This is a genomic window from Acaryochloris sp. CCMEE 5410, assembly GCF_000238775.2.
Lineage (GTDB): Bacteria > Cyanobacteriota > Cyanobacteriia > Thermosynechococcales > Thermosynechococcaceae > Acaryochloris.
Genome location: NZ_AFEJ02000001.1, coordinates 1,018,908 through 1,041,610 on the forward strand (window position 1 = coordinate 1,018,908; position 22,703 = coordinate 1,041,610).

General features: G+C 43.7%; 14 protein-coding genes and 1 pseudogene. 11 read left to right on the top strand and 4 right to left on the bottom strand.

Annotation, left to right across the window (positions count from 1 at the left end; translation table 11 throughout):
- Positions 1–292: 292 nt before the first annotated feature.
- Positions 293–943, top strand: coding sequence for a hypothetical protein (locus ON05_RS04530; RefSeq protein WP_010474586.1), 651 nt, complete (start codon positions 293–295; stop codon positions 941–943).
- Between the two features lie 52 nt (positions 944–995).
- Here the strand turns inward: ON05_RS04530 and ON05_RS04535 are convergent, their stop codons facing one another.
- Together ON05_RS04535 and ON05_RS04540 are read right to left on the bottom strand one after the other, a co-directional pair.
- Positions 996–1,142 carry a hypothetical protein gene (locus ON05_RS04535; protein WP_175307226.1) on the bottom strand — a complete coding sequence of 49 codons (147 nt, stop codon included), beginning with the start codon at positions 1,140–1,142 and terminating at the stop codon, positions 996–998.
- 51 nt (positions 1,143–1,193) lie between these two features.
- Positions 1,194–2,585, bottom strand: a pseudogene (locus ON05_RS04540) (ISKra4 family transposase).
- Between the two features lie 272 nt (positions 2,586–2,857).
- Between ON05_RS04540 and ON05_RS04545 the strand changes: the two are divergent.
- A complete protein-coding gene (locus ON05_RS04545; RefSeq protein ID WP_029315543.1) occupies positions 2,858–3,925 on the top strand; it encodes an MBL fold metallo-hydrolase in 1,068 nt (355 codons plus the stop codon).
- Between the two features lie 15 nt (positions 3,926–3,940).
- Here ON05_RS04545 and carB read toward each other — a convergent pair whose 3' ends face one another.
- Positions 3,941–7,183 (bottom strand): carbamoyl-phosphate synthase large subunit, encoded by a 3,243-nt coding sequence (gene carB / locus ON05_RS04550; RefSeq protein WP_010478722.1) that lies wholly within the window; start codon positions 7,181–7,183, stop codon positions 3,941–3,943.
- 1,168 nt (positions 7,184–8,351) lie between these two features.
- Between carB and ON05_RS04555 the strand changes: the two genes are divergently transcribed.
- From ON05_RS04555 to ON05_RS04595, 9 genes are all read left to right on the top strand, one after another.
- On the top strand, positions 8,352–10,013 hold the full coding sequence (locus ON05_RS04555; protein WP_139026057.1) for a WecB/TagA/CpsF family glycosyltransferase: 1,662 nt from the start codon (positions 8,352–8,354) through the stop codon (positions 10,011–10,013).
- Between the two features lie 6 nt (positions 10,014–10,019).
- Positions 10,020–12,188 (top strand): polysaccharide biosynthesis tyrosine autokinase, encoded by a 2,169-nt coding sequence (locus tag ON05_RS04560; protein WP_010478718.1) that lies wholly within the window; start codon positions 10,020–10,022, stop codon positions 12,186–12,188.
- 190 nt (positions 12,189–12,378) lie between these two features.
- Positions 12,379–13,809: an oligosaccharide flippase family protein gene (locus ON05_RS04565; RefSeq protein WP_010478716.1), complete on the top strand. Its 1,431-nt coding sequence runs from the start codon at positions 12,379–12,381 to the stop codon at positions 13,807–13,809.
- Positions 13,810–13,818: 9 nt separating this feature from the next.
- The gene (locus ON05_RS04570) at positions 13,819–14,916 is read left to right on the top strand and encodes a glycosyltransferase family 4 protein (protein WP_010478714.1); all 1,098 of its coding nucleotides are present in this window, start codon (positions 13,819–13,821) and stop codon (positions 14,914–14,916) included.
- Positions 14,917–15,073: 157 nt separating this feature from the next.
- On the top strand, positions 15,074–16,324 hold the full coding sequence (locus ON05_RS04575) for an O-antigen ligase (RefSeq protein WP_010478712.1): 1,251 nt from the start codon (positions 15,074–15,076) through the stop codon (positions 16,322–16,324).
- A gap of 383 nt (positions 16,325–16,707) precedes the next feature.
- Positions 16,708–17,727, top strand: a complete 1,020-nt coding sequence (locus ON05_RS04580; protein ID WP_010478711.1) for a glycosyltransferase family 4 protein — start codon at positions 16,708–16,710, stop codon at positions 17,725–17,727.
- A gap of 233 nt (positions 17,728–17,960) precedes the next feature.
- On the top strand, positions 17,961–19,028 hold the full coding sequence (locus tag ON05_RS04585) for an endo-1,4-beta-xylanase (RefSeq protein WP_010478709.1): 1,068 nt from the start codon (positions 17,961–17,963) through the stop codon (positions 19,026–19,028).
- A gap of 239 nt (positions 19,029–19,267) precedes the next feature.
- Positions 19,268–19,519 (top strand): helix-turn-helix domain-containing protein, encoded by a 252-nt coding sequence (locus ON05_RS04590; RefSeq protein WP_010478707.1) that lies wholly within the window; start codon positions 19,268–19,270, stop codon positions 19,517–19,519.
- 32 nt (positions 19,520–19,551) lie between these two features.
- On the top strand, positions 19,552–21,750 hold the full coding sequence (locus tag ON05_RS04595; protein ID WP_010478705.1) for a HipA domain-containing protein: 2,199 nt from the start codon (positions 19,552–19,554) through the stop codon (positions 21,748–21,750).
- Here the strand turns inward: ON05_RS04595 and ON05_RS04600 are convergent.
- Positions 21,730–22,656 (bottom strand): branched-chain amino acid ABC transporter permease, encoded by a 927-nt coding sequence (locus ON05_RS04600; RefSeq protein WP_010478703.1) that lies wholly within the window; start codon positions 22,654–22,656, stop codon positions 21,730–21,732. The two genes, ON05_RS04595 and ON05_RS04600, sit on opposite strands and share 21 nt — an antisense overlap.
- Positions 22,657–22,703 lie beyond the last annotated feature (47 nt).

The window sequence follows — 22,703 nt, forward strand, 5'->3', positions numbered from 1 at the left end:
AAAACATTACTTTTTAATAATGCAAAACAATTGTATTGCAGCCGAAAAACCCAACCGCCTACATCAGAATTACAAGATTCACGACAATCGATGTCCAGAAATATTGTGTGGCTATTTTTCAGCGATACAACAGGTCAATCACCTCAATCAAAATACGAAGTGATGTTCTGCTGAATAACTGAAACCCTGCATAGACTGGATCGGCAGCGAATATAGCAGAGACGTGTGGGCAGTTTGGGTATTCTAAGTTACTCCTCAAAGATTTATTTAACTGGCGTTTGACACAGTAGAGATGAGCCTATTTCTCAGATATATTTTGGCTTTTATTATCGTTGTAGGCATTGCCATCAATTTCACTGTCTATTTCTCAGTCAAAATGCTTTGCCAGGCAGAACTCCTTTTCGAGCCAGTCCCGAACATCAACGATAGAAAATTCAAGACGGCTTTCCATAAACTTAATAAATTGGGTGAGTCCCTTTATTTTTCACACGAAGCCTTTTTTCTATTTCATGGCGTGATTTTCGGACCACCTTTACTTTGCGCGTCATGGATAAATACCCAGGAAAAAACAAGGATGTTGGTCTATATGGGGGGTGGAATTAGGAACGTTGACTTTGTCACAAAATATAGTGATATTCGTAGTCTGACCACAGCCTCGACCAGTGATGCACTGCTACTCCCATATCCACCGTCCTATCATGTCCAAGCCTTTACGGGGATTGGCATACATGCTCAATACTATCAACATCAAGAAGCAAGACAATTAATTGAGGCGACGTTAAAGGTTGACCCCATTTATCAAAACCAGGATGTGGTGATTGAAGCTTCGGTAGCCTTAAGGAAGCAGGCCCATCATATTATGCGTTTGCCCTATTGGTATTTAAGGGGTATCTACTGGTTTATTCGCAAGAATAATATAGTCAATCGGAAAATTATTGTATAAGTTCTACCAAAAATGCTTCAAGCCCCCTAACCTCAACAGGGAACCGAAAAAATCACTGCATTTCATCCATCGTTTCTGATTGCAGCGAACGTAAGGCTCCTGCCCTCGCCCCCGCAATCGTCGTAATCAAATGGGTCGACCTTCCTGTCATTTCGGCCTCAAACCCTTCGACCTCACCCAATAACCATCGATTAGACATAGTTGTTGTAGGGACTGATTACAGAATTTAAGCCTTGATAATTGGGCGTAGCTAATGGATCGGGGATGCCTTAGACTTCGGAATGGTTACCCCTGGGAATAGGGAGTCAAACCGTTGATTGACCCAGGCAAGCCGCAGCATGAGTAGATGATTGAAACCATCCTCACTCCAGCGCATACCAACCCCCTTAAAGCGCTGTTGAATCAGCCACTTACAAGCACTTTCGACCATTCCTGACCCCAGCGGTATCTGTAGTTGTTCAAAGTGGCGATATTGGATGTGTCGCAGATGGCGCTGGAAATAAGCCTGTACCTGGAGCAACGTCGTAAAAGATTTGCCCGTAAACAATTGTGAGTGAATCAACATCGTCAAGGACCGCAATACTAATAGGTGTTGCCCATGTCGCAATTGGTGTCGCCAGCGCCGAAACCAGGCTTGGGCTTGAGCAGAGCGAGCATCCCCAAACATCGCTTTTGTTGCTCGTGCAAGATGGCCTGCTGCATGAAAGAAATCGAGAACTGCCACAGCACAGTGAGAGAACAAGGTGCGGTAGACTCGCCAGAAGCCTCGCCCCCCATCACTCAACCAGATGACGCTTGGGGCCGATTCAAAGTCTTGTTTGCGGGCTTCGAGGTGCAGTAAGGGGATGAACTGGTCGATATCGCCCAATACTGCCACCAGTCTTCGACGTAGTAGTTGGGGGACACGCTTTTGTGCTCGGGTGCCCCGTGTTCCTAGGCGGGCTAAGATAGCAACTTTGACTTCTCGCCACTGGATTTTTCCCTTGGGGGTTTTCGGGGTGGGGCGAAAGGGCACCATCACACCGTCAGCAGCAATGGCCAAAGGTAGAACAGACAACACCTCTGAAATCGCTTCACAAGGAGTCTGGTCACCTGAGGCTTGAGCTTTGAGTTGAGTCTCTAGCTCCTGATAAGCTTTGTTGCCCATGACTTGCACCCAACTCCACAAGCTTGATGAGCTGACGGATAAACCACTCCACTGACTCAGCATCCAACTGGCCAGTTCATAGGGCATAAATAGACTTAACAAGCAGCCTAGACGAACCAATTCTTCACTGCTGTGCTGATAGGAGGTAATCCCAATGGATTGATCCAAAGGAGCGGATAGACTACCTGGACACCTGTGGGGACAACGACCCACCCGTCGCTTTCAGGCAATATTTCCCACCAGTGTCTGCATCTGACGAGATTCCCATCCCTTCGAGTGCAAGCGGGTTCCGCAAGTGGGACACCTCGGCCATTCCAATACTGTTTTTGCTCGCCGTGAGAGTTCATCCTCCAGAAGCCAGCGAGCCAAAAACAAACCCATTTGCAGAACGATATAAACCATCTGACTCAGGCTGGGTGCTTCTTTGAGTGCTTCGACCTGTTCTAGAAATTCGTGATGCTCTAGTACGGTTGGCAATTGCGATGTTAGGCTCATGACAAGTTTTTGATTCGGGTACAGGATCTATTGTCCTTGACCCGTTTTTCTTTGAGCCATACATCCCCGATTCTGTGCTTACGCCCTTGATAATTGACCTGGGACGTGGACCATAAAGCCACCCCATATTCCACAAAACAGGATATTGGTATATGGCTTAGAATATCCAACAAACCTGAGACTCGCGCCCATTAGATTAAGCAGACAACTGAACATATCGTCAGCAGAAAACGCACCTCAGGATCTCCACCTACAAGTGAACAGGGGCAAACATGAGAGGAAAACGCTGGTATAGGGCTCTAACAAATAATCTTTCTCACAGGCTTCGGCGCTGGCAGTTACTGATATTAGCCGCAGGTTTAGCTTTTAGCATGGTGCTGTTGGGGTCCAGTGCAATGGCCTTTGGCCGGTCGGTGACCATCGCACAAATGGATCTTCCTCAAACTAAAGCTGAAACAGGACCAACCAATGCTGCCGTCTATCACTTTAAAGTGGGTGACTTTAAGGCCATGGTGGTGAGTGACGGTACCCTATCCTTTCCGCCAACCTTCTTCGTGCCCAAAGCCGACCCCAAAGCAGTATCAGCGGTACTGAAGGAACATTTTCTCGAAACCAAAGATGTTTTAGCCCATATCAATGCCCTGTACCTGGAAACCGATGAATATAAAGTTCTGATCGATACAGGTGCAGGGAGTGCCTTTGGTCCCACCGCTGGTCATCTGCTGGAAAACCTGGAAGCAGCAGGTATTACTGCCCCAGAGATTGACAAAGTCATTTTGACCCATGCTCACCCAGACCATATCGGCGGTATTGTAGACGATAAGGGCCAGCTGCGGTTACCCAATGCCCAGTTCTATATCTCCCAGGCAGAATCTGACTTTTGGCTGGCGGATACTGTGGAGCTGCCCAAATCCCTATTCGATGAGGAAACAAAGGCTAGGACGATTAAGGGGGCAAGGGAGAGACTCAGCGCTATTCAAGATCGGACAACCCTATTTGCCCTGGGCAGTGAAGTCATTCCCCATATTCAAGCGATTGATTCTAGTGGTCATACCCCTGGACAAGCTTCCTTCCTCATTACGTCTGGCGAAGACAGTCTACTCACCACCGGAGATGTTTTCTTTAGCGATCCCCTTAACTTGGAAAACCCAGACTGGGAAGTGGCCTTTGATGGTGACCCTGAACAGGGGGTAATCGCTCGTCGTCAGTTACTGGAAACGGTTACCACCCAGCGTCGCCTGCTGTTGGTGCCCCATATGCCTTTCCCAGGGCTGGGTCACGTCAGAACTCAAGGGGATGCCTATGGTTGGGAACCGATCATCTGGCAGTTTGCCGTTTAGCTGAGCCATTCAAAATCACTGCATTTGCAGGTGATAGTCCTGAATCGCTTTCACATCCATCGTTTCTGATTGTAGCGATCGCAAAGCTGCTGCCGTCGCTTTTGCCCCCGCAATCGTCGTAATCAGCGGAATCTTATAGGCCAAAGCCGACCGCCGAATCAAGCGACCATCCGCATGGGCATCGCTACCAGAAGGGGTATTGAGAATCAGCTGTACCTGACGATTTTTAATTAAATCCAAAACATTAGGACGGCCTTCATGGAGTTTGAGCACGGGAGCCACCTCAAACCCTTCGGCCTCCAACACCTTCTGGGTGCCAGCGGTCGCCACTAGCTTGAACCCTAGATCAATTAAATCCCTGACAATGGGAATTACCGCCTGCTTATCTCGATCGGTCATAGAGACAAAGACAGAGCCGGACTGAGGTAAATCCTGATGGGCTGAGAACTGAGACTTGGCAAAGGCTTTGCCAAAATCCGTATCAATCCCCATCGCCTCTCCCGTGGAGCGCATTTCAGGACCGAGAATGGTGTCAGTGCCAGGGAATTTAGCGAAGGGCAACACTGCCTCTTTAACCGAAATATGCTTGGGAATACGCTCCTCTTTAATGCCCAGATCAGCGAGGGTTTGACCCGACATTAAACGGGCCGCCACCTGGGCCAAGGGCAAGCCAATCGCTTTAGATACAAAAGGCACCGTGCGGGAGGCTCTGGGGTTGGCTTCCAAGATATACACCTGCTCACCCTGAACCGCAAACTGCAGGTTCATTAACCCAATCACATTCAGTTGCTGAGCCAGTTGCTTACTCCATTCTCGGATAGTTGCTAGAGTTTCTTCCCCCAGAGACAAAGTAGGAATAGCACAAGCTGAATCGCCTGAGTGCACGCCTGCTTGCTCAATATGCTCCATAATGCCGCCGATGACGACTTCACCAGTACGGTCTGAGATCGCATCCACGTCCACCTCAATGGCATCTTCCAAAAACTTGTCAATCAGGATAGGATGATCTGGTTCCACCTGGACCGCAAAGGTCATATAGCGTTCAAGCTCTGCATCGGAGTAGACAATCTCCATTGCCCGTCCCCCCAGCACATAGCTAGGCCGAACTACCACGGGGTACTGAATGCGCTGTGCCACTTCCGTCGCTTCCTGACTACTGCGGGCAATTCCATTGGGTGGCTGTGTGATATTGAGGGTATGGAGAATCTGCTCAAATCGCTCCCGGTCCTCTGCAATATCAATGGAGTCCGGTGACGTGCCCCAGATCTTGGGACCATCGGGCTTACCTTGTAAGTAGGTTTGTAGGGGTACCGCTAACTTCAGCGGCGTTTGCCCACCAAACTGGATAATAATCCCTTCCGGGTTTTCTGCTTCTAGAATATTGAGCACATCTTCTTTGGTCAGGGGCTCAAAATAGAGGCGATCGCTGGTGTCATAGTCTGTGGAGACCGTTTCTGGGTTGGAGTTGACCATAATCGTCTCAAAATCATCCGCCTGCAAGGCATAAGACGCATGGCAACAGCAGTAGTCAAACTCAATACCCTGACCAATCCGGTTGGGTCCCGACCCCAAAATCATCACCTTGCGACGATCGGAGGGCAACACCTCCGATTCCTGCTCATAGGTGGAATAGTAATAGGGCGTCAATGCTTCAAATTCCGCCGCACAGGTATCCACGGTTTTATAGGCTGGCACTACCCCCAATTGCTTGCGATAGTTGCGAACTTCATCCTCGTTAGCTTGGGTAGCAAAGGCAATCTGCGGATCACTAAAGCCTTGCTGCTTAATCTGCCACATCAGATCAGCAGTCAGATCGTACAGATTGGTTTGCTTAAGATACGCTTCCGTCGTCAACAGATCCTGAAAATGCCAGAGGAACCAGGGGTCAATCCCAGTAATGTCGTAAATTTCTTCGACGCTCAGTCCTGCCTGCAACGCATGGCGAACAGTGTAAATGCGTTCAGGATTAGGATTGCGCAGACTCGCCCGAATCTGCTCCAAGCTCGGTAGGTTTTCAGCCTGGTCACAACCCCAGCCAAATCGCCCCGTCTCCAAAGACCGCAACGCCTTTTGGAAAGATTCCTGGAAGGTGCGACCAATGGCCATCGCCTCACCCACGGACTTCATTTGCGTGGTTAAGGTGGGTTCAGAGCCGGGGAACTTCTCAAAGGCAAACCGAGGAATCTTGGTAACCACATAGTCAATACTCGGCTCAAAGCTTGCCGGGGTCTTACGGGTGATGTCATTGGGGATTTCGCTCAGGGCATAACCCACCGCTAACTTAGCTGCAAACTTGGCAATGGGAAATCCGGTGGCTTTGGACGCCAGGGCCGAGGAGCGGGACACCCGAGGATTCATCTCAATCACGATCACTTCGCCATCGTCAGGATTGACCGCAAACTGAATATTCGATCCACCCGTTTCCACTCCAATTTCGCGGATAATCTTAATCGAAGCATCCCGCAACCGCTGGTATTCCTTATCCGTCAAGGTTTGGGCTGGGGCAACAGTAATCGAGTCCCCCGTATGCACCCCCATTGGGTCAATGTTCTCGATGGAGCAAATAATCACTACGTTATCGACCAGATCCCGCATAACCTCCAGTTCATACTCTTTCCAGCCAATCAAGGATTTCTCAATCAAAATCTGAGAAACGGGGCTGGCATCTAGACCGCTCTGGGCAATGACTTCAAATTCTTCTTGGTTGTAGGCAATGCCTCCACCTGTACCTCCCAAAGTAAAGGCAGGACGGACAATTAAGGGATAAGTACCAATTTCTTGGGCAATTTGCTGGGATTCTGCCATGGTCTCGGCCAAGCCCGACGGACAAACCCCTAGGCCAATCCGCTCCATGGCTTCCTTAAACAGCTTGCGGTCTTCCGCCATTTCGATGGCCGGAAGCTTGGCTCCAATCAGCTCTACATTATATTTGTCTAAAACCCCAGCCTTTGCTAGGGTCACCGCCAAGTTCAAAGCGGTTTGGCCTCCCATGGTTGGCAGTAAGGCATCCGGTCGCTCTTTGGCGATCACCTTTTCCACCAATTCCGGGGTCAGGGGCTCAATATAGATCCGCTCTGCTGTTTCTGGATCCGTCATAATCGTGGCGGGATTAGAGTTAATCAGCACCACTTCATACCCTTCATCCCGCAGAGCCTTACAAGCTTGGGTGCCAGAATAGTCAAATTCACAGGCTTGCCCAATCACAATTGGCCCAGAACCAATCAGTAGGATTTTGTGTAGATCATCACGACGAGGCATAAGCTAGGGACTTCTTAGAGATAGGCAGGCTAGGAATTAAACCTGAGTCAGATCAGATCCTTCTCAGGCGTAGTCAGGGACTTCAATTTCCACTCCTAAGGATTGTGACATCCTCTGGTTTTAACCGCTAGTCAATCTTGAGGATTCGGCACCTTGAACAGATTATTCGGATAGGGACCATAGAGAGCGGCAAGGTAGCATCTTCATGCTAAGCACTCAAACAAGCTTGCTAAAACTATTCAACTGAAATCAACAACATTATCTTTTTAGATAACATCCTGACAGCTTTTGCCTTACTCCAAACAATAGAGTTTTGATAATTTTCTTGTGATCTTCGATACAGTTTCCAAGATTTTATTGAGCGATTCAACTGACATCTATGGCATTAGCTTCTTACTAAAAGATCCTGACAGCTTTAGTCTTGCCAAAGACAATACAGTTTTGATGATTTTTTGTGACTTGCAATACAGTTTTCTAGATTTTTCCAACGATTCATCTAGAATCAAAAACATTATCTTATCTGACAATATCCTGACAACTTTAACCTCACCTAAGGCAATAGAATTTTGGTATTTTTTTGTAATCTTCAATACAGTTAACAAGGTTTTCTATATTCTGATAATCTTCACCTCTATGGAAAAAGGCAGATCGGTTATGAGATAACGTTCTGGACAATCAGGTTCATCGGTTCTTCATGCTTGATACATAGAGGCAGCCCTTCCAAATCAACGCCTAGCCTGCTGGATAAGCCATCTCTATCACAAAATTTTTTTGGACTTTACTACTCACAATATGTGGATGAAGTTTAAGCAGCTGATCCCTCGATGTCCTAAGAAGTAATCAACACATGTCCAAAATTCCCTTGCCAAAGGGATACACACTAAGTAACCGAATCAATCCAAAAGGTTTATCAGAATTCACTGAACTTTAAATAGCTTATTTTTTTTTAGTGTGTTACTATCTCTTTCAAGGAAAGTTAATCGTTCTTATACAAAACTGAATACGATACTTCTATTTTCTTGAAAGCTAGATAGAAACTTATTTCTCTATGTGTTCTGTCAACAGATTCGAGTTTCTTGAGCAGATGAAGTGGGGCTAGGTTAAAGGGTTTGTCTCATCACTTTTAATTTCCTAACCTGCAGAAATCTTCCCAATGGAATTTCACATTATGACAGAGAACACGTTGGGTCAAATTCTCATACATAACCAATTAATCGACCAAGATACGCTCACTCGAGCACTACAACAACAGAGGATTTTTTTTGATCAATCTGATTGGAAACTCCTGGGAGAAATCTTAGTCGAATCAGGAGATATCTGTCGCAAAGACTTGTGGGCTGCTTTAGATTGGCAATCTAAAGTATTTGATATCGAATTATTTACCCTCCACCCTCATCCTTCGGTGCGGAGTCGACTGAAACGATTGTTAGATGTGTTGGGGGCCATCATCGGCATAGCTATGATGCTGGTTTTGCTGCCCTTAATTGCATTCGCTATTGTGCTTGATTCGCCAGGGGCAATTTTCTTCACTCAATATCGGGTGGGCTTACGAGGAAAACAGTTTAGAATTCTAAAGTTTCGGACTATGGTGCGAAATGCAGAGCGAACTAAGCTGAAAACGACAGGAAATCAGCAGTACAAATTCTTTACTGTTCGGAATGATCCTAGGGTCACCAGAGTCGGTAAATTTCTGCGTAAAACTCACTTAGACGAACTCCCTCAATTTATCAATGTTTTGAGAGGTGAAATGAGCTTAGTGGGCACTCGTCCTCCCACGCTGGATGAAGTGAAAGTTTACTCAAGAGAAGATTGGCAACGGCTCTGTATCAAACCAGGAATGACGGGGCTATGGCAAACCAGTCGACAGAAATATCGGGCTGATTTTAAAAGAGTAGTCGAGCTGGATATGAACTATGTCAGTCAATGGCAATTAGGGCTGGATCTTAAGGTCATTATTTACACAATATTACAGGTGCTATTGGGTCGCCGATGGGGTCGATATCTAACCATAAGCACCAGCAATCATCAAGATAAAGTGACGATTTTAAATCTACCGATTGACAATCTCACTAAAGGACAATTTCTCCAAAAACTGAACCGAGGTGTTGTGTTCACGGCTAACGTCGATCATCTAATGAAGCTGCAGTACGACCAGGAATTTTGTCAGGCTTATAGTCAGGCTGATTTCAGAACTTGTGACAGTCAAATCCTTGTATATGCCTCTCAGTTTTTGGGTCAGCCTATTCAAGAAAGGTTATCGGGATCTGACTTATTCCCTGAGTTCTGTCGTTTCCATCGAGACAATGAAAATATTAGAGTTTTTCTCCTAGGTGGATCTAAAAATGTCGCCCAAAGAGCTCAGGCTAAAATCAATCGACGATTGGGGCGAAATATTATTGTTGGAGCCCATTCTCCTTCCTTCGGCATAGTGGAAAAACCCCAAGAATGTTTAGAAATTGTTGACCAAATCAATCAATACCAACCGACTGTCTTAGCGGTTTGCCTCGGTGCTCCCAACCAAGAGAAATGGATTTGTCGATATAAAGATCGATTACCCTCAGTAAAAATATTTTTAGCCATTGGCGCCACGATAGATTTTGAGTCCGGTAGCCAACAGCGATCTCCTCAATGGGTTAGCAATTTAGGGTTCGAATGGCTGCACCGACTAATATCTGAGCCAGAACGTCTGTGGAAACGATATTTGATCGATGATATTCCTTTTTTCTGGTTACTACTAAAGCAAAAAATGGGGCTCTATTCTCCACCCTTCTCAATTCACGAGCAACGGGACTATCCATTTGCCTCAACTACTTTAGAAAAGCGGATGTAACACCTGATGGAATCAAGAGAAGCAATCGACATCAATCTGAATCAATATTTAGAAAAGATTAGACAACATTGGCAACCGGTCGTCACTGTTTTCGGTGTAACGGTCGCACTATCCTGCCTCACGTCTGTCTTTGTCAAACCCTCTTATGTGGCAGAGGGCAAACTTAGGTTCAAAGTAAATCCGCCTCCCCTTTCCACAGAAATTGATGAAAAGTCAGGAGAGTTACGGCCTCTCGTTGCTACCCAAAATCCATTAAGTACAGAAATTGAAGTTATCTACGCTAAGCCTTTATTGCAAAATATGATTGACGTGCTGAGCTTAGAGAATTCTCAAGGAGACACACTCCGCCCAAAAGAAGTCTTGCAAAAACTCAGTGTTGACATCATTGCTGGGACAGATGTCCTGAAGCTCTCCTACGAGAGCGATCAACCTCAGGAAGCTGCCAGGGTAGTGAACACCCTGATGCGTCTCTATATCTATGGCAATATTCAAAATCAGCGTTCACGAGCACTTTCTGCCCGAAAGTTTATTGCCGCCCAGCTGCCCCAACGCGAGTCGGTGGTGCGAGAAGCGGAAGAGAACTTAAGCCGATTTAAAGAGAAGCACAACATTGTCGATTTAAAGGAGGAAGAAGAAGCTACAGTTAGTGCCATTTCAAAACTCGACAGCGAAATTACGTTAGCGCAAAGTGAGTTTGATGCAGCAGTGGCTCGCTCAACAACCCTTAGGAATCAGGTCGGCTTAAGTTCCCTGAATGCGATCGCAGCGAATAAGCTAAGTCAATCATCAGAAATCAAGGAAATATTACGGGAACTCCAAAGCGTTGAACGTCAGTTGGCCACAGCTCAGAAAGACTTTCAAGAAGGATTCCCCACCGTCGTTAGTCTCAAGGATAGACGGTCAGCGCTTCGGGCTTTACTTCGCCAAAAGACCCAGAAAACCATCCAAGGGGATTCATTATCAGCAGCTGTGCGTGCCGATATCGATGATCCTGAACAAAATACAATTAATGATTTTCTCTCAGCAGAGGTTCAACGGCAAGCAGTTGCTAAGCGTTTAGCCTCTTTAAGGCGGGGTCGTTCTACCTACAATCGTCGGACCCAAACGCTACCGAAGCTGAGACAAGTTCTACGTGAACTTGAGCGAAAGTCAGAAGCAGCCCAGTCAACCTACGAAACGCTGTTAAAAAACTTGCAAGAACTCCAGGTTGCTGAAAATACCAACACGAGTAGTGCTCAGATAATTGAGCAAGCACTTACCCCAACAGAAGGGACGACCCTCAAGAAGAAAGCAACCGTGATTGCTTTTGGAATTTTGTTGGGAGCTTTTCTGGCTTCAGCATCCGTTCCCATATTAGGAATGCGACAAGAGTACTTCTTAAAGTCAAAGATGAAATCCCTTGAAGATTCGATTGATTCCCTTCAAGGTCTCCTGGATTACCCGATATGGTCCGTCATCCCACACATTGAGTTAAAACATCAAATGAGCGATCACACCCCCAGTTCCCTCATCTCCATGCTGGGGGAGATGCATCGCATGATCAGAGCGAATCCCCAGCTCTTAAGCGATGATCATTCACTCAAATCACTGGTTGTCACCAGTATTGATGTTCAAGAAGGGAAATCAACGGTTGCAGCTAATTTGGCCATAGCAATGGCTCAGCTAGAACAGCGAGTTCTACTTATTGACGCCAATTTGCAAAGCCCTAAACAGCATCACCTCTTCAATCTTCCCAATGAGCTAGGACTGTCAACTGCCATTAAAGACACTTCAATTCGACCTGCTGAAGTCAAGATGATTATTCATCGGGTACCAGGCAATCTAGATGTCCTCACATCAGGCTCGAAACCAGCTAGTCCCATGAGCCTGCTCAGTAGTGAACGAATGCATTTGTTAATGCAGTATTTTGCCTGGAACTATGACTTCGTCATCTTCGATACATCTCCGTTATTGGATGTGGTTGGGACCTCAGCACTAGCCAATATGGCAGATGGTGTTCTTTTTGTGACCAATCCAACCATGACTCAATCCAAGGAACTAGAAATAGCAACAGAAATCATCAATCAATTCGAACCCAACATCATTGGCACAGTGGTCAACAACGGAAAAACACAGGACCACTCTAAGGGCCATTTACCTAGTTTCAGAATCGACTTAGCTAGACAAAGCACCTAGTAATAGGTCGCACATGTAAATATCCATTTATTCAAACCAATAAAATCAGTGATCATTTTATAGCGGATTGCATAACTATCGAAACTACATAATCAGCATAAAGCCTTGTTAGGAAGGTGCTTGATGTTTCTATAATTCTGAAAACCGCTATAACGATGAAGCAAAAAGATAAAACCTCAAGGAAAAGTTAATGGCAGAAAAAAAGTTAGTCGCAAATTCCTTGGCTTTGATTAGCAATCGAATCGTACAAAGTGCAACCTCCTTTATCGTCCTTGCACTCATTGCCCGAAGCCTTGGGTCATTTGCATTAGGTCAGTATACCCTGGCATTCAGCTATTACTTTGTATTCATGACGCTTGTTTCATCAGGCTTTAAAACCTTATTTACTAGAGAATTATCTCAAAAGTCTTCAGAAATATCTTCTTATTTAATTAGCGGAACCTCCCTACAACTTCTCTTTAGCATAATTGGCTACATATTACTTTTTCTAGTAGTTCACTTCATGCCATACACAAGTACTACTGAAAATATTTGCTATGTTATTGGGTTGGCAATCATCCCTTTTTCTCTTTCAAACATCGTTGAAGCGATCTTTCAAGCTCAAGAGAAAATGCATTGGATTGCAATCTGTACAATCCCTGTCTATATCGTCCGAACAATCATCATTTACCTCGGACTAATATCTGGGTATGGAATCATCCTAACGTCAGGAATTTTTGTTATTTCTGAATCTATAATTTTTCTTTTTGAATGGTATCTAATCCAAAAATTCAATCAGTTTAGATGGACTATAGATAAAGGCTTTATTCAAAAGACTATAAAACTAGCTAGGACCTTTTTAGCAATAGATGGAATCTCAGTATTTAGAGAAAGGATGGAGATTTTTATCATCTCTCTGTTCAGTAACGAAAGTACCATCGGACTTTATGGCTCAGTTATGCAGCTAATGCAACCTTTCTCTATCGTGTCAGATAGTATCGTTTTAGCTGCCTTTCCAAAAATGTCAAAAATGTCCTCCTCTAGTTCTAAGTCCAAAAAAGAGCTAGCGGAAAGAGCCATCGAATTATTGTTACTCTTAGCTATACCAATGTTCTTTGGCACGTTATTTTTTAGTCGCCATCTTTTACTTTTTATCTATCAAGATCTTGACTTTGCCGATGCATCAATTGCGCTCTGCATTATATCATTTGGCATGGTAACCAGAGCATTTAACAAGCCTCTGAGCTATACGTTAGTTGCAAATCACCTGGAACAGATCAACTTAAAAGAAGTTCTCTATGGAACTGCCTTTGGTGGATTGATTAGTGTGATATTCGTTAGTCAATTTCAACTAGAAGGTGCAGCAGTCTCTACCATCTTTGTGAAATTATTTGGAATTTGGGTTTATACCTACGCGACTTTCAAACGACTGTTTCATCTAAATTTTTGGCGGGTTGTTAAACGTCCTCTTTTGGTTGGGGGTTTAATGGCACTTCTGTTTACAGCGCTAAATACAGCTAAAGTAGACTTCTTTTCAACTTTAACGATATCAATCTTAGTCTATAGTCTTGTCATATTTCTCATGGCTTTTCAGTCTCTTGAACTATCAAATCAGCTGTTCTCAAAATTACTCCGTAAGTAATCCAATTTCATGAAAGTAGTATTAATCCATTTTTGTTTCGAAGACTATTCAATTGAGCTCATCAATAGCTTAAGTAAGCATGTCGATTTAACGGTTATCCAACCTAAGAATGTTTATTTAAAATGCCGACAACATATTAATTCAATCGTAAAAGTTAAATATTTTAAGAAATATCGTATTCGTGATCCACGCAACCTTTTTTCCATGAGATCAATGGTGCAAATGGTAAAAAGGGTCAACCCTGATATTCTTCATGTTCAAGAAACGAATGATCCTTGGTATGATTTGACCCTTTTCACTAATCATTCTTTTCCATTAGTCACCACTATCCATGATGTTTATCGTCATCCCGGCGATCGCGACCTTATTCCTGGTTCAGACTTTACTCGTCGAATCGCTATTTTTCGGTCCAAACAACTTATTGTCCATGGCTGCAAACAAAAACAACAATTACATGAACGATTTCCAGAATTATTAGGCAGAGTCAACGTCATTCCTCATGGCGAACTTGGAACCTTATACAAGCAATTTATAGATCAGCATCACTCCCCCCCAAGAGAGCAAAATAGCCTCTTATTCTTTGGGCGTATTTGGCCTTACAAAGGTTTGAGCTACTTACTCAAAGCGATGTCGCTTGTTATTAAAGAGATTCCAGACGTCAAGTTAACTATAGCGGGCCGAGGAGAAAACTTAGACCAATATTCCCATATCTTGTCTGACAAGAAACACTATACCGTTCTTAATCGCTTTATTCCATCTGCTGAGGTAACCAAACTTTTTTTACAAAGTACAGCAGTAGTTCTGCCCTATGTTGAAGCATCACAAAGTGGAGTAGCCTCTCTAGCGTTTGGTTTAGGTACTCCTATCATCGCTTCCAATGTAGGGGGACTCAGTGAGGTGATCCACCATAGTAAAGATGGTCTGCTAGTACCTCCGCGTGACGTTAATCAGCTCGCCAAATCAATTATTTATTTACTCAAAAATCGCCAGATTCAGCACCAAATGCAAGCTGCGACATCTGCTCGTTGTAAGACAGATTTGAAATGGTCAAATATCGCTAACCAAACTATCGATGTTTATCAAAAGGTAGGCAGTTCATGCACATAAAGCACCTAAATCTCAAAGAGTGATTATAGCAATAAACACTCTTTAAATTTCAAGGACACTAAAATTCATCAGTCCACAGAATGAATCATTTCTATTTCATGTCGTTGCATTATTCGCTCAATAATCTTCAATATAAAAACCAGAAAACTCTCTAGAGATGAAAGATTATTTTATTCTATTTGAAAAATTTTTTACTATTTTTTCTATCACAATCTTTTCTGATGGGCTTTTTAGATTAGTTCTTTCAGGGGGTGCGAATGAAGGTGACTTAGGAGTCATCAAACATACTGATTACTCCATATTACTGCTAATTTACAAGCTAATTTATATCACTACACTCATATTATTGATTCTCAGATGGAAAAAAATATTACATATTCTAAGCAAAGATAAAATTATTAGTCTAGCCATCATTTTTGCTGCCACATCTGTGTTTTGGTCTTTTGACCCACAAATAACTTTTACGCGCAGCATCGCTTTAGTTGGTACATCGTTATTTGGTCTATACTTTGGTTCCCGATACAGTTTAGAAGAGCAATTACACAACTTATCTATAGCATTTGGAATAGCTATTGCTTTGAGTTTTATCACTTCCATATTGCTGCCTAAATATGGAATTATGTCTGGAATCCATGCAGGATCATGGCGAGGAATATATATCCACAAAAATATACTTGGAAAAATGATGGCACTCAGTTCATCAATCTTTCTAGTTAGACTTCATTCCAATAAAAGCACGATATTAAACCGTCTAGGATTAAGCCTGTCAGTCGTTTTACTAGTACTCTCTAAATCATCTTCAGCGATTGGTACGTTTATTGTCCTTTTTACTATCTTTCTTGTCTTAGGAGTTTTTCGGTGGAAATATGAATTAATGATTCCCGCTTTACTTTCTATTCTCTTAATTGGAATAAGTGGGCTATTTTTTCTCACTGAACATATGGATACGCTTCTTATATCCGCGGGCAAAGATCCAACTTTAACCGGCCGAACTGAATTATGGCTTTGGGCTCTTAGTGATATTTGGGAACGCCCTTGGTTGGGATATGGTTATGGTGCTTTTTGGGAGGATTTTAGTAGCAAGTCTGCCCTAATTCGATATGCTGCTGGTTGGCACATACCCCATGCTCACAATGGTTTATTGGATCTTCTACTAGACTTGGGCTTTTTAGGTCTTTTTATTTTAATTCTAAGTATTATTAGAACCGCAATTAAATCCTTCTTTCTACTACGAAATACTACATCATCTATTTATATTTGGCCTCTATTATTTATCAGCAATATGATTTTAGCTAATACCACTGAATCAACCTTAATGGTTAGAAATGATCTATTTTGGATAATTTTTTTGGCAATTTCTTTCTCTATGATTTCTCATCCTAAAACAATACAAGCTGCATCTACATAAACATTCTTTAGCTTAAATATTCATCAAAATCCGATTAATCTTTATCCTCATAATGCTTTCAATACAGATTTACAAACCCTAAAGGCTTAAATATTGATTGTGATTTTTAATTCTCAATCCAATTACCTATGAAGAATTTGTATTCACATCAACTATATTCCATTCAAATACAACAAAAAATTCACCGATTGCCATCCATTTATCACTAGTAATTCTAGTGTTGATTAGCAAAGTATAAACAGGGGGAAATAAATGGGGGAGCTGTAGTATTGAAATCCTGAATAGCTATGACAACAACATTTAATAGATTTCAAAAAAAGACTTCTCTCAAATCCTGCCACCGAGCATTAATCCTTGGCCCAAGCCTAGAACAGAACGGCGGCATGGCTACTGTTCAAAATTTAATTTTGGCCCATGCTCCTTCTCGATATATTCTTCGACATATTTGTACTCATGATGAAGGCTCAGCTTTACATCGTGGAATTATTTTCATTAGGGCTATAGCTACTTTTTTGAGAACTCTATTATCTAGAAAAGTCGATATAGTCCACATCCACGTATCCGAACGAGGCAGCGTATTGCGAACAGTTCTGCTTACAATCCTTTCGTTTATTTTTCATCGACCTGTCATTCTTCATGCCCATGGGGCTGAGTTCAAGCCCTTTTTCTTGAAAATGCCAGGATGGACCCAAAGCATTATCAGTGGTATTTTCGGTCAATGTGATGGATTTATTGTTTTATCTGATTTCTGGCAAAACTTTTATATTTCCCAACTAGGTTTACTCCCAGAGAGAGTTTTTACTTTACCTAATTCAATTGAACTCCCTTCAGAAATCCCCTATCGACAGAGTTCTCATCCTGTTAATTTAGTTTTTTGTGGGCGAGTTGGACATCGAAAGGGAGCCTTTGACCTGCTTCAAGCTTTCGCTGAGCTGCCCCCTCATCTCCAAGCCTATACCCGCTTGACAATTGCAGGGGATGGCGAGATTGGGCAAGGGCAGCTTCTAGCAGACCGTTTGGGATTGTCTGACCATGTTACTTTTCTGGGTTGGATTAATCCTGAACAACGCGACCAAATGCTAGCAAATGCAAATATTTTTATTTTGCCTTCCTATAATGAGGGACTTCCTTTAGCAATATTGGAAGCTATGGCCTGGGGAATCCCTCCGATTACAACCCCTGTAGGAGGAATTCCTGAAGTCGTTGTGCCTAATCAGAATGGTTTACTGGTTTCACCGGGTAATGTGCAACAACTCTCCCAAGCAATACAGTATTTACTCGAGGATGCAGAACTAAGACTCAAATTAGGCAAATCAGCAAGATCAACTGCCGAATCATTAGATATCAAAACCTACGCCCATCGTTTAGGTCGCATTTACGATAGAGTCCTACAACGCTCTTAAGCTATTACATGGCTTATGTTTTATTGAGGCAAATGAAATGTTCGCGTTGAGTTCTGTCGTTTCAAAATCAGTTTGAATCTCATAACGTAATTCGAGTTACATACTATTTAGAACCAGCAATGATTCCCTATTTAAATCGAAGGCGTCTTCTTAGATTAGGTTTAGGTGCCTTTACTAGCCTAGGAACTCTTTTAGGAAGTCGATCAATATTTCACAATCACAAGCTATCTGCTTTGGATAATCCTAGTCGTGATTTTTCAATAACGGAGTGGCTCCCCTTAAGAGAACTAGCTGCTGACAAAGACATCATTTTTGGGGCATCGGCTCGCTACAATCAGGTCATTTCTGATGAACAGTTTGCGGCCCTGTTTGCCCAAGAATGTAGCGTGCTAGTTCCTGAATGGGAGCTGAAATGGAGCGCAGGAGATTATCAGCTTCGCCCTAGTCCCAATGAGTTTGACTTTTCCGCTGCCGATACAATGCTCGACTTTGCACAAACGCATAATTTACAGTTTCGTGGTCATGCTTTAGTTTGGCATGAGTCATTGCCCCAATGGTTCCAGCAGGTGGTGAACCATCAAAACGCTGAAAAAGTTATGAAGCACCACATAGAAACGGTGATGGGGCACTATCGAGGCCGCATGCATTCTTGGGATGTTGTCAATGAAGCAATTGATTACGACCCAATAGCAAGTCAACGGGCAGACCGTTTAAGACAGACTCCATGGCTTCAGTTCCTAGGTCCTGACTATATCGATCTTGCTTTTCGGATCGCAGCAAGGGCTGATCCCGATGCCTTATTGGTGTACAACGACTTTGGTGTGGACTACAACACAGCAATGGATAAAGCCAAACGCCGTGCTGTTTTAGGACTTCTCAAACGCTTAAAAACGAAGGGTACTCCGGTCCATGCCTTGGGAATACAAGCTCATTTGCACGGGGACTCCCTTGACTTCGATCCTAAATCGCTACGCCAGTTCTTGAAAGATGTGGCTGCTTTAGATCTGAAAATTTTAATTACTGAGATGGATGTTAATGACTCCCAGTTACCTAGGGATATCCAAAGACGCGATCGCATTGTTGCTGGGGTCTATGAGGACTACCTTTCAGTGGTTTTGGATGAGCCAGCGGTTATTGCTGTCATTACATGGGGACTCAGCGATCGCTACACCTATTTGTCTGAGTTCCATCCTCGATCTGATCATCAGCCTGTCCGCCCTTTGCCAATGGACACTAATCTACAGCCTAAGTTGGCCTGGAATGCATTGGCCCGTGCCTTCCAACAGACTCGCAAGCGGTAGATCAACTCTAATCATTTGGAAGCTTATTGCCTCAAATTAATTGAGCCATAAAGGTTTGAGAGCTTACTTCAGACTCTCTAGCCTGCTTATTTCAGTAATTTGCCAACACAACACAAGTGCAAAAGATATTTAATAGTTATAGCAATTAAAATCATTTATATACGCTTTAGACATTATTTTTGTATTCAATAGCTATAGCGCTTAAAATAACACCTATACGCTTTAGCTACTATTTTGGAATGAATATTTCTTCGCCCACAGTACTGGCTGAATATGCCAGAGATCGCCGAAAAAGGATGGGACTCAACCAATCTGAAGTAGGAGATCGAACCGGGGTCAGACAAGTAACCGTCTCGGCCTTTGAGAACCGTCCAGCCAGTACCAAACTGGAGACCCTATTCAAACTGTTATCGGCATTAGAGCTTGAGCTGCAAGTCGTGCCAAAAGAGCAGGCTAGCAATGCTAATCAAGGATGGGATGAAGAGTGGTAAAGGCCAAGGGGAGTGGAACTCTAAATGTCTTGATGAATGGTCGCTTGGTTGGTTTTTGGCATCAGAGCACAACGGGAGCGAACACGTTCCAGTATGCAGAAGAATGGCTCGCAACCCCTGGTGCCCGCCCCTTATCCTTATCAATGCCTTTACGCAGCAAAGCGTACGGAGGGCAGCAGGTCTATAACTTTTTCGAAAACTTGTTGCCGGATAGTAAAGACATTCGGAATAAGATACAGACGAGGTTTCAGACATCCACAAATCAACCCTTTGATTTGTTAAGTGCAGTAGGGAGTGATTGTGTAGGAGCTGTACAACTTTGCCATCAATTGCCCGGACCAAACGTTAAAACAGTCACCAAGCAGGTTCTCACAGAAGCTGAAATTGCTGAACGTCTGCAAAACCATAAGATGGGACCTCTGGGCATGACTAGAGAGGTAGACGACTTTCGAATTTCAATTGCGGGTGCTCAAGAAAAAACTGGGCTGCTGTGGCACAACCAGAAATGGTGCTTACCCACTGGAACAACACCTACAAGCCACATTTTTAAGTTACCGATAGGGGTAATTACTAGCCACAATATCGATCTGAGCGAGAGCTGTGAAAATGAATGGCTCTGTTTGAAAATTGCTGAAGCTTTTGGGCTGCCTGTAGCAAAGGTTGATATCCAGACTTTTGAAGATGTCAAGGTCCTAGTTGTAGAACGATTTGACAGAAAGTGGTCAAGGGATGGGAGTTGGTTGATGAGACTCCCCCAAGAAGATATGTGCCAAGTATTTGGGGTAGCTTCTATCAAAAAGTATCAAGCAGACGGAGGACCAGGCATCGTCGAGATTATGAAGATCCTGATCGGCTCCAATCAACCCCAAGTCGATAGGGAGCAATTCTTTAAAGCACAAATTTTATTTTGGCTCTTGGCAGCAATAGACGGCCATGGCAAAAATTTCAGTGTTTACTTAGACCCCAATGCCAGCTATCGGTTAACCCCCTTATATGATGTGCTATCAGCCTACCCATCAATGCAGACAAAAGAAATTCCTAAGCAAAAAGCAAAGATGGCGATGGCACTGAAGGGTAAAAGGAACCGCTATGAGTGGTCACAAATTCAGCTTAGGCATTTTCTATCCACGGCGAAGGCTGCAGAGTTTTCAGAGAAACAAACAGTCTCTCTATTGCTAGAGATGCTGGAGAAGGCTGAATTTTTTGCCCAACAAGTTCAAGAGCAACTACCGAAAGATTTTCCCACCCATATTAGTCAGCCGATTTTAGAGGGGATGACATCTCTTGCAAAGCAGAATTTGCCAACCCTATACCAATTAATCGGAAATCACGCTGAAAAGGGAGAGTATGAAAATGCGCTCACGTTCTATACAAAAGCCCTCAACCTGAAAGCTGAAATTCAGGATCAATCCGGTACAGCTTCTCAAGTAGATATATCTCAAGTAGATATTTGGCATGGAATTGCCAATATCTATGTCCATCAAAGACAGGGGAAAAAAGCACTTTCAGTTTACGAAAAGATCCTGAAACTCAATAAACAGATTGGGAGCCGAAAGGATCAATCGGTTACCTTACACCAAATTGCAAATGTCTATGTCAATGAAGGGATGGAGGAAACAGCACTCTTAATTTACGAAAAATCCCTAAAGTTTGAAGAACAAGGCAAAAATCTGCAGGGCAAAGCAGTTACCTTGCACTGCATAGCAGTTATCTACGCTAGACAAGAAAAATTAGATAAAGCGTTGTCCTACTTTGAAGAGTCTTTAGATATTAAAGAACAGATAGGGGATTGGAAGGGGCAAATAGATACCTTGCATCAAATTGCAAATGTCTACGATCAGAATCAAGATATAGAACAAGCTCTTTCATTTGATTCCAAAGCCTTCGAGATTGCGACAGAAAATAAGGATGTGCACAAGCAAGCTGACATCCTGCACAGCATGGCTAGCCTTTATGCTCAACAAAGACAAATAAAACAAGCCTTGTCTTATTTTGAACAGTCTTTAACTCTTCGTGAGGAACTCCAAGATTTGCAAGGCAAAGCAATTACTCTTGCCAGGATGGGACAAATGTTGGCTAGAGACCAAGGTGATTTTGACAAAGCAATAATCCATATCCAAAAATCACTAGAGATATTGCGAGCACTAGAATCTCCTGATGTAACCAACGTTGGAAATATCCTCACACATATTCGAGAGACCAGGCGAGATTCAAATCGTGCCTCTAAATAATCCTTGAGGGCGAACGAGGAGGACTAACACCATGGCTAGGAGGGCGATCGCAAGTTTGTATTCCGTGGGAAGCCAATAGGTGCTGACTTCTTGGGCGATACCGATCACCATTGCACCTGCGATCGCACCGTAAGGATTGCCAATACCACCCAGGACTACCGAAGCAAACATGGGCAAAATCAGAAACCAGCCCATATTCGGTCGCACCGCTGTAATCAGGCCATACATGCCCCCGCTCAAGGCCGTTAAGCCTCCAGCCAACACCCAGGTCCACAGCACCACCCGGTTAACATCAATTCCTGAGACGCTGGCAAGATCAATATCATCGGCCACGGCTCGCATGGCCTTACCAATTTTGGTGTATTGCAAGAGGCAGTGCAGACCGACGACCGCCAAAATCGCCAGACCAATCACAATTAAACGATAGTAGGGGATTTTGACCACGCCCAAGATTTCAGCCGCCTTGGCCACCGGCAAGTCATAGCTTTTGTTGCCGCCGCCCCAGATAAAAATAATGCCGTTGCGAATAAACAGGGCAAGGCCAATTGAAATAATAATTAGCGTTGTGGATGTGGCTCTGCGATCGCGCATCTTGGCCCAGATCAAAAACTCGCAGATCAAGAATCCGCCAATCGTAACGATCGTAGCGAGAATAATTGAGATCCAAACATTGGCTTGGGCAAACAAACTATCTAACCAGTCCACTCCAAATACCACATGGTTTAGAACTTGGGTATTAAACAGAAAGGTCAGAAATGCCCCCGTAGTCATAAAGTCCCCGTGGGCAAAATTCGGCAAACGGAGAATGCCATAGGTGAGGGTGAGGCCAACTGCCGCTAGAGCAATAATACTGCCCACAGCAATTCCATTAATAAATAGCTGTGCCAGATCTAGGACTAGATCCATTCCTACTGTTCCTGTTATGGGTCAATGCTTAGCGCTAAGCAAGAAAA